This is a genomic window from Variovorax endophyticus (assembly GCF_025376855.1).
Taxonomy (GTDB): Bacteria; Pseudomonadota; Gammaproteobacteria; order Burkholderiales; family Burkholderiaceae_C; genus Variovorax.
The window spans coordinates 19,172-34,173 of the sequence record NZ_JAHUTH010000034.1 but is presented as its reverse complement, the minus strand read 5'-3'; the positions used below and the strand labels follow the sequence as shown (position 1 = coordinate 34,173).

Annotated in this window: 13 protein-coding genes; 3 read left to right on the top strand and 10 right to left on the bottom strand. The window is 66.7% G+C overall.

What is annotated here, in order from left to right; all coding sequences use genetic code 11:
- Window position 1 precedes the first annotated feature (1 nt).
- The 7 genes from KV106_RS33045 to KV106_RS33015 all read right to left on the bottom strand — a co-directional run bounded on the left by KV106_RS33045 (window position 2) and on the right by KV106_RS33015 (window position 8,550).
- On the bottom strand, window positions 2-778 hold the full coding sequence (locus KV106_RS33045; RefSeq protein WP_057595043.1) for an ABC transporter ATP-binding protein: 777 nt from the start codon (window positions 776-778) through the stop codon (window positions 2-4).
- 17 nt (window positions 779-795) lie between these two features.
- Entirely contained in the window at window positions 796-2,004 is a 1,209-nt protein-coding gene (locus KV106_RS33040; RefSeq protein WP_057595016.1) for a branched-chain amino acid ABC transporter permease, read from the bottom strand.
- 13 nt (window positions 2,005-2,017) lie between these two features.
- Window positions 2,018-2,947, bottom strand: a complete 930-nt coding sequence (locus tag KV106_RS33035; protein ID WP_057595017.1) for a branched-chain amino acid ABC transporter permease — start codon at window positions 2,945-2,947, stop codon at window positions 2,018-2,020.
- A gap of 241 nt (window positions 2,948-3,188) precedes the next feature.
- Entirely contained in the window at window positions 3,189-4,481 is a 1,293-nt protein-coding gene (locus KV106_RS33030; RefSeq protein WP_057595018.1) for a replication-associated recombination protein A, read from the bottom strand.
- A 28-nt stretch (window positions 4,482-4,509) separates the two neighbouring features.
- Window positions 4,510-5,148, bottom strand: coding sequence for an outer membrane lipoprotein periplasmic chaperone LolA (lolA, locus tag KV106_RS33025; protein WP_057595019.1), 639 nt, complete (start codon window positions 5,146-5,148; stop codon window positions 4,510-4,512).
- Window positions 5,149-5,303: 155 nt separating this feature from the next.
- Window positions 5,304-7,739, bottom strand: coding sequence for a DNA translocase FtsK (locus KV106_RS33020; protein WP_261215669.1), 2,436 nt, complete (start codon window positions 7,737-7,739; stop codon window positions 5,304-5,306).
- Between the two features lie 136 nt (window positions 7,740-7,875).
- Window positions 7,876-8,550 (bottom strand): Crp/Fnr family transcriptional regulator, encoded by a 675-nt coding sequence (locus KV106_RS33015; protein WP_057595021.1) that lies wholly within the window; start codon window positions 8,548-8,550, stop codon window positions 7,876-7,878.
- Window positions 8,551-8,738: 188 nt separating this feature from the next.
- Between KV106_RS33015 and trxB the strand changes: the two genes are divergently transcribed.
- From trxB to rpmG, 3 genes are all read left to right on the top strand, one after another.
- On the top strand, window positions 8,739-9,698 hold the full coding sequence (gene trxB / locus KV106_RS33010) for a thioredoxin-disulfide reductase (protein WP_057595022.1): 960 nt from the start codon (window positions 8,739-8,741) through the stop codon (window positions 9,696-9,698).
- A gap of 235 nt (window positions 9,699-9,933) precedes the next feature.
- Window positions 9,934-10,167 carry a 50S ribosomal protein L28 gene (gene rpmB, locus KV106_RS33005; protein ID WP_028251282.1) on the top strand — a complete coding sequence of 78 codons (234 nt, stop codon included), beginning with the start codon at window positions 9,934-9,936 and terminating at the stop codon, window positions 10,165-10,167.
- Window positions 10,168-10,178: 11 nt separating this feature from the next.
- Window positions 10,179-10,352: a 50S ribosomal protein L33 gene (gene rpmG / locus KV106_RS33000; protein ID WP_007830291.1), complete on the top strand. Its 174-nt coding sequence runs from the start codon at window positions 10,179-10,181 to the stop codon at window positions 10,350-10,352.
- 142 nt (window positions 10,353-10,494) lie between these two features.
- Here rpmG and KV106_RS32995 read toward each other — a convergent pair whose 3' ends face one another.
- The 3 genes from KV106_RS32995 to KV106_RS32985 all read right to left on the bottom strand — a co-directional run bounded on the left by KV106_RS32995 (window position 10,495) and on the right by KV106_RS32985 (window position 14,996).
- Entirely contained in the window at window positions 10,495-11,709 is a 1,215-nt protein-coding gene (locus tag KV106_RS32995; RefSeq protein WP_057595023.1) for a DesA family fatty acid desaturase, read from the bottom strand.
- 133 nt (window positions 11,710-11,842) lie between these two features.
- Window positions 11,843-13,114 (bottom strand): RsmB/NOP family class I SAM-dependent RNA methyltransferase, encoded by a 1,272-nt coding sequence (locus KV106_RS32990; RefSeq protein ID WP_261215652.1) that lies wholly within the window; start codon window positions 13,112-13,114, stop codon window positions 11,843-11,845.
- Window positions 13,115-13,142: 28 nt separating this feature from the next.
- Window positions 13,143-14,996: a M48 family metallopeptidase gene (locus KV106_RS32985; RefSeq protein ID WP_261215650.1), complete on the bottom strand. Its 1,854-nt coding sequence runs from the start codon at window positions 14,994-14,996 to the stop codon at window positions 13,143-13,145.
- Window positions 14,997-15,002 lie beyond the last annotated feature (6 nt).

The following is a 15,002-nucleotide window of genomic DNA, read 5'->3' as shown; positions in this document are numbered from 1 at the left end:
CTCAATGTCCTCCGGTGCCGAGGTAAGCCTCAATCACCTTTTCGTTCTTCTGTACGTCCGCCGGCGTGCCTTCGGCGATCTGCTTGCCGTAGTCGAGCACCGTGACGCGGTCGCACAGGCCCATGATCAGCTTCACGTCGTGTTCGATGATCAGGATGGTGCGGTCGTCGCGGCGGATGCGGTCGATCAGCTCGCGCAGCTGGACCTTCTCGGTCATGTTCATGCCGGCCGCGGGCTCGTCGAGCGCGATCAGCTGCGGGTCGGTGGCCAGGGCGCGCGCGATCTCGAGGCGGCGCTGGTCGCCGTAGCTCAGGGTACGCGCCTTGTAGTCGGCGAACTTGCCGATGCCCACGTAGTCGAGCAACTCCTGCGCGCGCTGGGCAATGGCCTTCTCCTCGGCCTTGAAGGCGCCGGTGCGCAGCATCGCGCCGACCACGCCGGAGCGGGTGCGGATGTGGCGACCGACCATCACGTTCTCGAGCGCCGTCATCTCGGCGAACAGGCGGATGTTCTGGAAGGTGCGCGCGATGCCGGCCTTGGCCACCTCGTGCACGGCCGTGGGCTGGTAGGGCTTGCCGGCGAGCTCGAAGCTGCCGCTGTCGGGCGTGTACAGGCCGGTGATGACGTTGAAGAAGGTGGTCTTGCCGGCGCCGTTGGGGCCGATCAGGCCATAGACCTGGCCGCGCTGGATGGTGATGCCGACGTCCGAGAGGGCCTGCAGGCCGCCGAAGCGCTTGGAGATGCCGCGGACGTTGAGGATGGTGTCTGCCGTGCTCATGGGATGCGTCTCCTGGCTCACGGATTGATCGACATGGAACGCGAGGCGCCACCGGGCACTTCGTCGGCCGGCGAATCGACGCCGGGCGCGTGGGTCTGCAGCGAGCCGGGCGCGACCGCAGCATGGGCCGGGTCGACCGCCGCGGCGCCCTTGCGCTGCAGCGTCTTGCCATGCTCGGGCGAGGGCCACAGGCCGCGCGGACGCACCAGCATGATGACGATCATGGCCAGCGCGATGAACAGCTGGCGCAGGATGGAGGCGTCGAGGCGGCCGTCGGTCAGCGCCTGCAGCGGGCCGGCGACGTAGCGCAGCACCTCGGGCAGGGCCGCGAGCAGCACGGCGCCCAGGATCACGCCGGGCAGGTGGCCGATGCCGCCGAGCACGACCATGGCGACGATCATCACCGACTCCATGAGGCTGAACGACTCGGGCGAGACGAAGCCCTGGAAGGCCGCGAACATCGCGCCCGACACGCCGCCGAAGCTCGCGCCCATGCCGAAGGCCAGCAGCTTCATGTTGCGGGTGTTGATGCCCATCGCCTTGGCGGCGATCTCGTCCTCGCGGATGGCCATCCAGGCGCGGCCGATGCGCGAGACCTGCAGGCGGTGCGAGATCACGATGGTGACCACCACCAGCGCGAGGAACAGGTAGTAGTACAGCGTGACCGAGGAGATCGTGAAGCCGTCGAACTTCCAGGCCTTGCCGAGATCGAGGCCCCAGAACTTGATCGAGTCGATCGAGGTGATGCCCTTGGGACCGTTCGTGATGTTGATCGGCTGGTCGAGGTTGTTCAGGAACACGCGGATGATTTCGCCGAAGCCCAGCGTCACGATCGCGAGGTAGTCGCCGCGCAGCTTCAGCGTGGGCGCGCCGAGCAGCACGCCGAGCAGCGCGGCCAGCACGAAGGCCAGCGGTATCACGATCAGCAGCGAGGTGTGCATGCCGTTCGGGAAGGTGGCCTTGAACCACTCGAAGGTCTCGGACAGGTGGCCCGAGCCCATGAGCGCGAACAGGTAGGCACCGACCGCGAAGAAGGCGACGTAGCCCAGGTCGAGCAGGCCGGCGTAGCCGACCACGATGTTCAGGCCCAGTGCCAACAGCACGTAGAGCAGTGCGATGTCGGCGATGCGCACCCAGGCATTGCCCTGGCTTTGCAGCAGCAGCGGCAGCGCGAGCACGGCGATGACGCCGACCAGGTAGAGCGCGAGGTTCTTGCTGTTCTTCATGATGGCAAGTCCTTCAGGCGCGATCGGCCACGCGTTCGCCGAGCAGGCCGGCGGGGCGCAGCGTGAGCATCACGATCAGCACGATGAACGCGAAGATGTCGCTGTAGTTGCTGCCGAGCACGCCACCGGTGAGGGTGCCGATGTAGCCCGAGCCGATGGCCTCGATGAGCCCCAGCAGGAGGCCGCCGACGACCGCTCCCGCGAGGTTGCCGATGCCGCCGAACACGGCCGCGGTGAAGGCCTTGAGGCCGGGCAGGAAGCCCATCGCGTGCTGCGCGATGCCGTAGTTGGAGGCGTACATGACGCCCGCGATGGCCGCGAGCACGGCACCGATGATGAAGGTGGCCGAGATGACCATGTCGGGGCGGATGCCCATCAGCGCGGCCACGCGCGGGTTCTCGGCGGTGGCGCGCATCGCGCGGCCGAGCTTCGTGTAATTGACCAGCCACATGAGGATGGCCAGCGAGACCGCGGTGACGCCGAGGATCATCACCTGCGTCGGCGAGATGACGGCGCCGGCGATGTGGATGGGGTCCGAGGGCAGCAGCGTCGGGTAGGCCTTGTTGGTGGGCTTCCAGATGATCATCGCCAGCGTCTGCAGCAGGATCGACATGCCGATGGCGGTGATCAGCGGTGCGAGCTTGGGCGAGTTGCGCAGCGGCCGGTAGGCCACTTTCTCGATCACGAAGTTCAGCGTGGCGGCGACGACGCACGCGATGACCAGCGCGATGATCAATATCAGCCAGCCCGGCGTGCCGGGCATCGACGACTGCATGAGCCCGATGATGGACCAGCTCGTGAGCGCCCCCACCATGAGCACTTCACCGTGCGCGAAATTGATCAGATTGATGATGCCGTACACCATGGTGTAGCCCAAGGCTATCAAGGCGTACATGCTGCCGAGAACCAGACCGTTGATGATCTGCTGCAGCAAGATGTCCATAAAGAAGATTCCTCTGTGTTGCACCGTTGCGGGGTGCCATTCACCCACCGTGGCACCGGTTTGGCGCCTTGGCTTGACAAGCAAAAAACCAGCCAGCATGTGGTGGCTGCCGATTTAGTGGGCGGGATTGTAGTCACGGGCCAGCGCCGATTTGGTGCGCATCGACGGGGGTTTACCCGCTGACGTCATGCGCTTTGCGCTTGTATCCATGCACGCCTTGCGTGCACGCCGCAAGGGCGTATCAGTCGCCCTGTTCGGCGTTCCGGCGGCGCAGCTCGCGCAGCTTCTCGCCGATGCGGATCTCGAGTCCGCGATCGACCGGTTCGTAGAAGACCTGACCCTGCAGGCCATCGGGCAGGTACTGCTCGCCGGCCGCGAAACCGCCCTCCTCGTCGTGCGCGTAGCGATAGCCCTTGCCGTAGTCGAGCTCCTTCATGAGCTTGGTCGGGGCATTGCGCAGATGCATGGGCACGGGCCGCGTGCTGTCCTTCTTGACCAGCGCGCGCACCGCGTTGTAGGCCGTGTAGACCGCGTTCGACTTGGGCGCCATCGCGAGGTAGACCACGCACTGGGCCAGCGCGAGTTCGCCCTCGGGCGTGCCCAGGCGCTCGTAGACCTCGGCCGCGTCGAGCGCGAGCCGCAGCGCGCGCGGATCGGCCAGGCCGATGTCCTCGCTCGCCATGCGCACCAGCCGGCGTGCCATGTAGCGCGGATCGGCGCCACCATCGAGCATGCGCACGAACCAGTAGAGCGCGGCATCTGGATCGCTGCCGCGCACCGACTTGTGCAGCGCGCTGATGGTGTCGTAGAACTGCTCGCCGCCCTTGTCGTAGCGCCGCATGCGCTCGCCGAGCACGCGCAGCAGCCATTCGTCGCCGATGGCCTCGAGCTTCTCGGCGCGTGCCGCGACGGCCAGCGTTTCGAGCGTGTTGAGCAGCCGGCGCGCATCACCGTCGGCATAGGCGATCAGGCGCTCGAGCGCGGCGTCCTCGATGGCGGGCAATGCGTCGATGGCCTGCGCCTTCGCGACGATCTGCTTGAGGTCGGCTTCGCCGAGCGACTGCAGCACATACACGGCGGCCCGCGAGAGCAGCGCCGAGTTGACCTCGAACGACGGGTTCTCGGTGGTGGCGCCGATGAAGGTGAAGAGGCCCGACTCGACGTGCGGTAGGAAGGCGTCCTGCTGGCTCTTGTTGAAGCGATGCACTTCGTCGACGAAGACGATGGTGCGCCGCTGCTCGAGCCCGTCGCGCGCAGCGGTCGCGCGCTCGACCGCCTCGCGGATGTCCTTCACGCCGCCGAGCACCGCGCTGATGCTCAGGAACTGCGCATCGAAGGCATCGGCCATCAGGCGCGCGATGGTGGTCTTGCCGGTGCCGGGCGGGCCCCAGAGGATGCACGAATGCGGCTGGCCCGACTCGAAGGCGATGCGCAGCGCCATGCCGGGCCCGAGCAGGTGCTGCTGGCCGATGACTTCGCCGAGCGTGCGCGGACGCAGGCGCTCGGCCAGGGGTTGATGCGAGCTGACGGCCAAGGACGAAACGTTCGGGTGAGAGTGTGGATTACTGCTTGACGACGTCCGCGCCGGTGGGCACCTTGAAGTCGAAGGTGGCGGCGGGCAGCGCGGGATTGACCTCGACCTTGCTGAACTTGAGCACCGAGCGCTGGCCGAAGCTGTCGAGGATCTCGAGCGCCGCGAGCGCGTCGCCCTGGAAGCCGACCTGCACGTTCTGCAGCTGGCCGTCCTTGTTCTTCGGCGTGGCCTTGACCCATTGCAGGCCGTCGCGCTCGGGCACCGCCTCGAGCGCGAAGTCGGCCTGCAGCGCACGCAGGTCGGGTGCGGCGGCGATCAGGGCCGCGGGCGTCGAGCCCAAAGCCTGTGCCTGCGCGCGCTGCGTGACCTGGTTGAGGTCGGCGTCGTAGAGCCACAGCGTCTTGCCGTCGGCCACGATGCTTTGCGCGAAAGGCTTCTTGTAGTCGAACTTGAAGCGACCGGGCCGCTGGAATTCGAAGGTGCCGCTCGAGGTCTTGACGCGGCCGGCCTGGCCGTCGCGCGGCGGCGCGGTCACGGTCTGGGTGAAGTCGGCGCGGCCGGACTTGGCGGACTTGACGAAAGCCTCGAGGCTTTCCATGCCGCCGGCCCATGCATGGGCACCGCACGCGAGGAGAAGGCCCGCGAGGAGCCAGGGACGAGTCTTCATTCTTTCAAACCTTCGAAGCTGAACACCGCATCGACCTTACCCCGGCGGCCATGGCCGTCCTTGTAGGGCTTGATGAAGATTTGCAATGGGCAGCGAGCTTGTGCAAGCCGTATCTCAACACGTAACGGAACGGACACGGGATCGCGTGGGCGCGCCTATTCGGCGCGCGCGGGCACGAGGATCTCGCGCTGGCCGCTGCCGCTCATGGCGCTCACCAGGCCGGCCTTCTCCATGTCCTCGACCAGCCGCGCCGCGCGGTTGTAGCCGATCTTCAGGTGGCGCTGCACCAGCGAGATGCTGGCCTTGCGGTTCTTGAGCACCACCTCGACCGCCTGGTCGTACATCGGGTCCTTCTCGCTGTCGCCACCGCCGCCGAGCAGGTCGCCGTCACCGTCGCCGTCGACCGTGCCGCCTTCGAGCACGCCCTCGATGTAGTCGGGCTCACCCTGGCTCTTCAGATAGGCCACCACGCGGTGCACTTCCTCGTCGCTCACGAAGGCACCGTGCACGCGCACCGGCAGGCCGGTGCCGCTGGGCATGTAGAGCATGTCGCCCATGCCGAGCAGCGCCTCGGCGCCCATCTGGTCGAGGATGGTGCGGCTGTCGATCTTGCTCGAGACCTGGAACGCAATGCGGGTCGGGATGTTGGCCTTGATGAGGCCGGTGATCACGTCGACGCTGGGCCGCTGCGTGGCCAGGATCAAGTGGATGCCGGCGGCGCGCGCCTTCTGCGCGAGGCGGGCGATCAGCTCTTCGATCTTCTTGCCGACCACCATCATCAGGTCGGCCAGCTCGTCGATCACCACCACGATGTGCGGCTCGCGGCGCAGCGGCTCGGGGTCGTCGGGCGTGAGGCTGAAGGGGTTGTAGATGAACTCCTCGCGCGCCTTGGCCTCGTCGATCTTGGTGTTGTAGCCCGCGAGGTTGCGCACGCCGAGCTTGCTCATGAGCTTGTAGCGGCGCTCCATCTCGGCCACGCACCAGTTCAGGCCGTGCGCGGCCTGGCGCATGTCGGTGACCACGGGCGCGAGCAGGTGCGGGATGCCTTCGTAGACCGACATTTCCAGCATCTTGGGGTCGATCATGAGCAGGCGCACGTCGCGCGCCTCGGCCTTGTAGAGCAGGCTCAGGATCATCGCGTTGATCCCCACCGACTTGCCCGAACCGGTGGTACCGGCCACCAGCACGTGCGGCATCTTCGCGAGGTCGGCGACCACGGGGTTGCCGATGATGTCCTTGCCCAGGCCCATCGTGAGCATCGACTTGCCCTCGTTGTAGACCTGCGAGCCGAGGATCTCGCTGAGCTTGATCGACTGGCGCTTGGCGTTCGGCAGTTCGAGCGCCATGTAGTTCTTGCCCGGGATGGTCTCGACCACGCGGATCGACACCAGCGAAAGCGAGCGCGCGAGGTCCTTCGCGAGGTTGACGATCTGCGAGCCCTTGACGCCGGTGGCGGGCTCGATCTCGTAGCGCGTGATGACCGGGCCGGGCGAGGCGAGCACGACGCGCACCTCGACGCCGAAGTCCTTGAGCTTCTTCTCGATCATGCGCGAGGTCATCTCGAGCGTGTCGGAGGAGACGGTCTCCTGGCGCGCCTGCGCGGCATCGAGCAGGTCGACCTGCGGCAGCTTGTTGTCGGGCAGTTCCTTGAACAGCGGCTTCTGGCGCTCCTTGGCGACACGGTCGCTCTTGGGCACCTCGGTCATCGCGGGCTCGATCTGCACCGGCGGCGATGCGGGGCGGCGCTTGGCGCGCGGCTCGATGCGCAGGTCGTCCATGTCGGGCACGGCGGTGGACTGATGCTCGCCATCGATCGAGGGCTCGACGGCACCGCGCGGCACATAGGCCGGCTCGTCGTCGACCTCGGCGCGGCGCTCGCGCACGGCCTTCTTGCCCAGTGCGATGTCGGCGGCGACCTCGCGCTTCTCGCGCCGCGATTCGAACAGCGAATACACGCGCGCGCCGATGCGCTCGGCGATCTGGCTCCACGAGAAGCGGAACACCAGCGCCGAACCGATCACGCCGCCGGCGATGGCCACCAGCGCCGAACCCGTGAAGCCCATCCAGCGCACGCTCGCGGGACCGACCAGCAGGCCGATGGCGCCGCCGCCCGAGCCGGGCAAGTGCGACTCGAGCCGGTACAGGCGCGACCACTCGAGCATGGTGCTCGCGCACAGCAGCAGCACGAGCCCGAACCAGAAGGCCAGGCGGCTGCGGTTGAAGCGGCCGCGCGGCGCGGGATCGCCCTGAGGGCCCTCCTCTCCGCCGCGCATCCAGCTCGCGAGCGAGGACAGCCAGGCGCGCAGCCCGGCTGCCAGGCACCACCAGACCGAGTAGCCGGCCAGGAAGTAGCTGCCGTCGGCCACCCAGGCGCCGATGCGGCCGCCCCAGTTCTTGATCTCGCCGCCGGTGCCCGAGGTCGACCAGGCCGCATCGGAGGGCGTGAAGCTCAGCATGGCGAGCAGCCAGAACAACAGCGCCGCGAAACCGGCGATCAGGGTGATCTCGTGGGCGAAGCGCATGGCCCGCACACGCACGGGCGCACCTTCGCCGGCCGTGGAAGAGTGAAGCGTATTGAGCGAATAGGTCATGAAATACTGGCGGCCAGACCGGCGGGACGCGGGTCTGGCGGCACGAACACTACAACGAAAAGGGCCGCGGCTATTCTGCCGCGTCCACGGGCCGCGGCAGTTTCGCTCACACCTTCTTTCACGCCTTCGCGCCGGCTCAGGCCAGCGACAGCAGGCGCTCCTTGACGATCATCGAGCCGTCCTCGAGGGTCTGCACGAAACCGCGCTCCTCAAGATCCTTCATCACGCGGCTCACCATCTCGCGCGAGGCACCGACCATCTTCGCGAGGTCCTGGCGCGAAATCTTCTCGCGCACCTTGAGGTTGCCGGCGCCGTCGTCGACCGCGAACTCGAGCAGCGAGCGCGCGACGCGGCCGTAGACGTCCATCAGCGCGAGCGACTCGATCTTGCGGTCGGCATGGCGCAGGCGCTGCACCAGGCCGCGCATGATGTTGTAGGCCATCGAGGAGTTCTCGGGCAGGCAGCGCGCGAAGGCTTCGCGGCCCAGCATCAGCACGTCGCACTGGATCTCGGTGCGTACCGTGGCCGAATGCGGCTCGTCGTCGATCAGACTCATCTCGCCCAGATAGTCGCCGGGATGCAGCGTGGCGAGGATGACCTCGCGGCCACGGCTGTCGGCACTGGTCACGCGCGCTCGCCCGGTCAGGATGATGTAGAGCGCATCGGACTTCTTGCCCTGCTCGACCACGACCTCCGCGCGCTTGAAGCGCTTCTTGATGATCGCATCCGCAATGCTTGCGGACTGCGAAGGAGTCAGCGACGCGAACAGCGGAACGCGCCGGAGCAATTCAAGGTTGGACAGCATCGACATTCATTCAATCCCTGGTACCGCGCGCTCCTGCGGTCGGGCCATCGGCGCGCCGATGGATTACTACAATCGCGCGCATTGAAAACACCGTGCACTCGGTGGTTGATCCGAGCGGCGATACTCCCCATGTATCGCTACCACCCTCAAAATGTACACGCTGAATCAGCGCAATTCCTAGGTTTTTACGCACCATGTCCGCTTCCCAACATGCCAAGGTTTTAATTCTGGGCTCAGGTCCCGCCGGTTATACGGCTGCCGTTTATGCGGCGCGTGCAAATCTTCAGCCTTTGCTGATTACCGGCATGGCCCAGGGCGGGCAATTGATGACGACCACCGAGGTCGACAATTGGCCGGCCGATGTGCATGGCGTGCAGGGGCCCGACCTCATGCAGCGTTTCCTGGAGCACGCCGAGCGCTTCAAGACGCAGATCGTGTTCGACCACATCAACAAGGTCGACCTGAGCAAGCGCCCCTTCACGCTCACCGGCGACAGCGGCACCTACACCTGCGACGCGCTCGTGATCGCCACCGGCGCGTCGGCCAAGTACCTGGGCCTCGAATCCGAACAGAAGTTCATGGGCCGCGGCGTGTCGGGTTGCGCCACCTGCGACGGATTCTTCTATCGCGAGCAGGAAGTCTGCGTGATCGGCGGCGGCAATACGGCGGTCGAGGAAGCGCTTTATCTTTCGAATATCGCCAAAAAAGTAACGCTGGTGCATCGCCGCGACAAATTCCGCGCGGAACCCATCCTGATCGACAAGCTTCATGAAAAAGAAGCCGAGGGCAAAATCGAGTTGAAAGTACACAATACGCTCGACGAAGTTCTGGGCGACGATTCCGGCGTGACCGGCATCCGCATCAAGAACACGCAGACCGGCGCGACCGAGCAGATCGACCTCAAGGGCTGCTTCATCGCGATCGGCCACCACCCGAACACGGACATCTTCCAGGGCCAGGTCGACATGAAGGATGGCTACATCGTCACGCGTTCGGGCCTGCAGGGCTTCGCCACCATGACCAGCGTGCCGGGCGTGTTCGCCGCCGGCGACGTGCAGGATCACATCTACCGCCAGGCCATCACCAGCGCCGGCACGGGCTGCATGGCCGCGCTCGATGCGCAGCGCTTCCTAGAGCAGGACGGCACGCTCTGAGTCGCCAGGCTCCTCGACGAGGCGGGCCTTGCGCCCGCCTTTTTCGTGGGCCCGCCTTCGGTTTTCCTGCCGGCCCGCCGAAAGGGCTATAATCCGAGGCTTTGCCGAAATCGCACCCTCCTGGGGCCAGCGGCAATCCGGGGTACCGCCACCCGTTTCTGGCGAGGTCAAGCTGCAAAACACCCTCGGCCACTGCCGTCGAGCCGGTGCCAGCTGTTCAAGAAAGAGTGTCCTCATGGCACGCGTATGTGAAGTCACGGGCAAGGGCCCGATGGTGGGAAACAACGTTTCTCACGCCAACAACAAAACCAAGCGCCGGTTCCTGCCGAACCTGCAATACCGTCGTTTCTGGGTCGAAACGGAAAACCGCTGGGTTCGCCTGCGTGTTTCGAGCGCTGCCCTGCGCCTGATCGACAAGAACGGCATCGACGCCGTGCTCGCAGACCTGCGTGCACGCGGCCAAGCTTAAGGAGCTGAATCATGGCAACGAGCAAAGGCGGACGCGAAAAGATCAAGCTGGAATCCACCGCGGGTACCGGCCACTTCTACACGACCAGCAAGAACAAGAAGACGATGCCTGAAAAGATGTCGATCATGAAGTTCGACCCCAAGGCACGCAAGCACGTCGAATACAAGGAAATCAAGCTGAAGTAATTCAGCCTGAATTCTTTCTAAAAAGCCCGCAGCGCAAGCCGCGGGCTTTTTTATTTGTCTGGAATTTCGATCAACGGGCAAATGCGACGGGCACAAAAAAGCCGGCCACGAGGCCGGCTTTTCGACGAGAGAAAAGGCTCCCTCAGGCGCGTGCCGAGCGCAGCCGCGTCGAGAACTCGCGCAGGCCCGCAATGCCGCTGGCTTCCGCGCGATGGCACCAGGCCGCCAGGTCGGCCGCCAGTTGCTCGCGCGAGTGCGAGGTGTTGAGCCAGAGCTGGCGCAGTTCTTCGCGCATGGTCGCCATCTTGTCGAGCACCGGGTGGGCGGCACGGGCCTGCACCACGTGCGAGCGGGCCGAGGCGGGCACCTTGTCGTCGTCGCGGTGCATCCAGCGCTTGGCGGCCTTCAGCGCCGAGAGGTCGGCGCCCTTGCTCTTGAGCGCGGCGATTTCCTCCTGCGTGGCGCGGCGCATCTCGCGCGCGAAACCGGCCATCACTTCGTAGCGGTTGGCGATCACGGCCTCGAGCGTCTTCTCGTTGGCCACGGGCTGGATGTCGCCGATCAGCATCTTCGGCGGCACCTTCTTGACCTTGGCCCAGCCGATCTTCTGCATCATCTGGATGTAGATCCAGCCGATGTCGAACTCGTACTTCTTGACCGAGAACTTGGCCGAGGTCGGGTAGGTGTGGTGGTTGTTGTGCAGTTCTTCGCCGCCGATGATCAGGCCCCAGGGCATGATGTTGCGGCTGGCGTCGGGCGCCTCGAAGTTGCGGTAGCCCCAGTAGTGGCCGATGCCGTTGATGATGCCGGCGGCGGTGATCGGGATCCACAGCATCTGGACCGCCCACACGGCCATGCCGAGCGTGCCGAACAGCGCCAGGTTGAGCACCAGCATCAGGCCCACGCCCTGCCAGCTGTAGCGCGAATACAGGTTGCGCTCGATCCAGTCGTCGGGCGTGCCGTGACCGTAGCGCTCCATCGTTTCCTTGTTCTTCGACTCCGCGCGGTAGAGCTCGGCGCCGCGCCAGAGCACTTCCTCGATGCCCTTGACCTGCGGGCTGTGCGGATCTTCCTCGCTCTCGCACTTGGCGTGGTGCTTGCGGTGGATCGCGACCCACTCCTTCGTCACCATGCCGGTGCCGATCCAGAGCCAGAAGCGGAAGAAATGCGACGGGATCGGACCGAGGTCCATCGCCCGGTGCGTTTGCGTCCGGTGCAGGAAGATCGTCACGGCGGCGATCGTGATGTGCGTGGTGACGAGCGTGTACAGCACGATCTGCCACCAGGTGAGATCCCACAGGCCGTTTCCGAGCCAGTCGATGGCCGCGCTCAGGATGGCGGAGTCAGGAAGCAACATTGAGTCAGGTACTCCATAACCGCACGAAGGTGCGGCTTCCAGGTAACTCGCAATTTTAAAGCCGGGGGTCAGGAATCACTCACCTTTCACCCCATGGTTTGCGCAGATTTACCCTAACTTTGGAGCCCCGTACCTATTTGCGGTTCCACACGGCGGCAAAGAAACCGTCGGTGGCGTGCAGATGGGGCCACAGGCGCAGGTAACGCCGTCCGTCGGCGCCGCCCGCGACCAGGCTGTCGCCCTGCTCCACCTTGAGGCCCTGCAGCAGTTCCGCCGCGTCCACGGGCACGAAATCGGGATTCGCGGCGCCGAAAGCCTCCGCGATGGCCTCGTTCTCCTCGGGCAGCACGCTGCAGGTGGCGTAGACCAGCCGCCCGCCCGACTTCACGAGCCGGGCCGCGCTCTGCAGGATCGCCGCCTGCTTCACGGTCAGTTCTTCCACCGATTGGGCCGATTGGCGCCATTTGAGGTCCGGATTGCGCCGCAGCGTCCCGAGCCCCGAGCACGGCGCGTCGACCAGCACGCGGTCGATCTTGCCCGCCAGCCGCTTCACCCGGTCGTCGCGCTCGTGCGCGATGGCGGCCGGATGCACGTTCGAGAGCTTGCTGCGCGCCAGCCGGGGCTTGAGCGCGTCGAGGCGGTGCGCCGAGGTGTCGAAGGCGTACAGCCGTCCGGTGTTGCGCATGCCCGCGCCGATCGCCAGCGTCTTGCCGCCGGCGCCCGCGCAGAAATCGACCACCATCTCGCCGCGCTTGGCGTCCAGCAGCAGCGCCAGCAGCTGCGAACCCTCGTCCTGCACCTCGATGGCGCCGCGCACGAAGGCATCGAGCTTGGTCAGCGCGGGCTTGCCTTCGAGGCGCAGGCCCCAGGGCGAATACGGTGTTGCTTCCGATTTGATAGCAGCCTTGGCAAGCTCCGCCTTCACATCGGCTCGCTTGTCGTGCAAGGAATTGACGCGCAGGTCGAGCGGTGCCGGCTGCTGCAGGCTCTGGACCAGCGGCCAGAAGCCGTCGCCGAGCTGGCTCTTGAGCGGCGCCACCAGCCATTCGGGCAGGTTGTGACGATGGCGTTCGAGCAGGTCGGCCTCGCTGACCGCGTCGCAGTTGTCGAGCCAGCGCTTCTCGGTGTCGTTGAGCGCGCTCTTGAGGAAGTCGCGCGGGCCATGGAAGCCCAGGATCGCCATCCGGCGCTCCTTCGGGCCGCTGCCCGAGGGCGAAAGGTGATCGAACAGCAGCTTCTTGCGCAGCACGGTGTAGACCGTCTCGGCCAGGGTGGCGCGCTCGCGTGGACCGAACTCGCGGTGGTCGCGGAAGAAGCGCGAAACCACCTGGTCGGCGGGATGATCGAATTTCAGGACCAGGCCGACCAGATCGGCGGTGGCCTCCAACAGGGCTTTGGGGTGCATGCCCCGATTGTCTCAGCCGCCGTCCGCCTCAGGTGCCGCGCGTCCAGACCGGACCGAAAGCCTGCCGCTCGATGTCCGCCAAGGTCGGCGAATGCCCGGCCCACAGCACCAGGGCCACGCCGGGCAGGCTCAGGGTCTGCTCGAGCTGGCGGCACAGCTGCCAGCGCTCCTCGTCGTCCAGGCCCGGCAGCTCGACGAAGACGACGAAGGCGCGCCGCCACGGAAACTCGCGCAGGTTCTTGCGCACCAGCCAGGCGCGCGACACCGGCAGGTTGCGCACGAGGTCGGCCCGCAGCTCGTCGAGCTCGTGTTCGTTGAGGTCGTGCCGGCCGATCTGGGCGAAGCACGGCGTCTCGGTCAGTTCCTCCCAGGCGCGCGCCTCGGCCTCCTCGGCCTCCTTCAGGCGGCCGCGCCAGTGCTTGAGGCCCGCCTCGTCGTGCGGGCCGGCATCGGGGTTCTCGAGCACCGCCACCGCATTGCGCGCCGCCCACCAGCGGCTGGCGGAGCCCGATTCGTGCAGCCGCTCGAGCACCGCGAGCCGCGCCTCGCGCTCGGTCGGCGGAATCATCTGCGCCAGGCCGCGCAAGGCACCCGGATGCTCGGGCGCGATCCGCAGCGCGCGCTCGTAGTGCTCGCGCACGGGCGCCGAGGTGTCGAGGCGGCGCTCGGCATCGGCCCACTCGACCCACTCGTCGGGCGTGTTGCGCTCGCCGCGCGCCGCCAGCACGGCGATGCGCTCGCGGATGCGCGAGCGGTGCGCGTGATGCTGCTTCCAGTCGGCGGCATGGGCCTGGCGCCACTGGGCGTCGAAGTGCGCGATCCAGCGCGGGCCGTCGACCAGCATCTCGAGCGCCGGCCGCTTCGACCAGGCCGGCACCGTCGCCTTCTGGCGCAGCGCCTCGAGCCGGTCGCGCAGCACCGGATGGGTGTCTTCCAGGTCGCTGACGCGGCGCATCGCCTCGCGCAGCGCCTGTCGCGCGAACTCCGGCCCCGGCGGCGTCGCGACGCATTCGCGCAGCCCCGCGAAGGGCCCCGGCGGCAGCGGCTCGCGCTCAGCCCGGGCCCAGTGCCAGGGCCAGAACTCGTTCGCGTACCAGCTGGCCTTGATCGAGATCTCGGTCAGCGCCGCGGCCGCCACCGAGGTGCCGAGCAGCCGGCCCGAGATGCGGTCGGCCTCGTACTCGTCCTGCCGCGCGAGCGCGAAGGTCTTGGCCGCGAAGCGCGGGAAATACCAGCGGAAGAAGGCCTGCGAGACGATCGCCATCACGCCTTCGTTGCGCTGCAGGTTGGCATCGAGCTTGAGCCACGACAGCCGCGTGCGGTAGATCCAGGCGCTGAGCTTGCCGTGGTTGCCGCGCAGGTGGCCGTACTCGTGCGCGAGCACCGACAGCAGCCGCCGCCGGTCGAGCATCATCAGGAGCGGCAGCCCGATGCTCAGCGAATTGACCGCGCCGCCGAAGAGCCCGAAGCGCGGCACCTGGCGGATGCTGGCGTTGAAGTCGTCGTCGAGGTAGACATGGTGGACCGGCGGCCCCTTGATCTTGCCGCGGATGCGGTCGAGCGCCTCGAACAGCTGGGGCGCGTCCTCGCGCGAGAGCTCCAGGCCATGCGGCTCGTCGAAGCGCACCCACAGCGCCCGCACGGTGGCCCACAGCAGGCCCAGGCCGAACAGCAGCAGCCAGCCGCGCGAGACGCTGAACCCGCCGTCGCCGAGCGACACGGCGACCCAGACGATCAGCCCCATCGCCAGCCCGAGACAGGCCAGCACCCACAGATAGCCCAGCGCCGCGAACGCCGCCACGCCGCGGCGGTAACGCGCGCTGTCCTCCGCGCTGGCATGCTCGCTCAGCCGGACGAGGTGGACAAAATCAGCGCGATCCATTCCGGT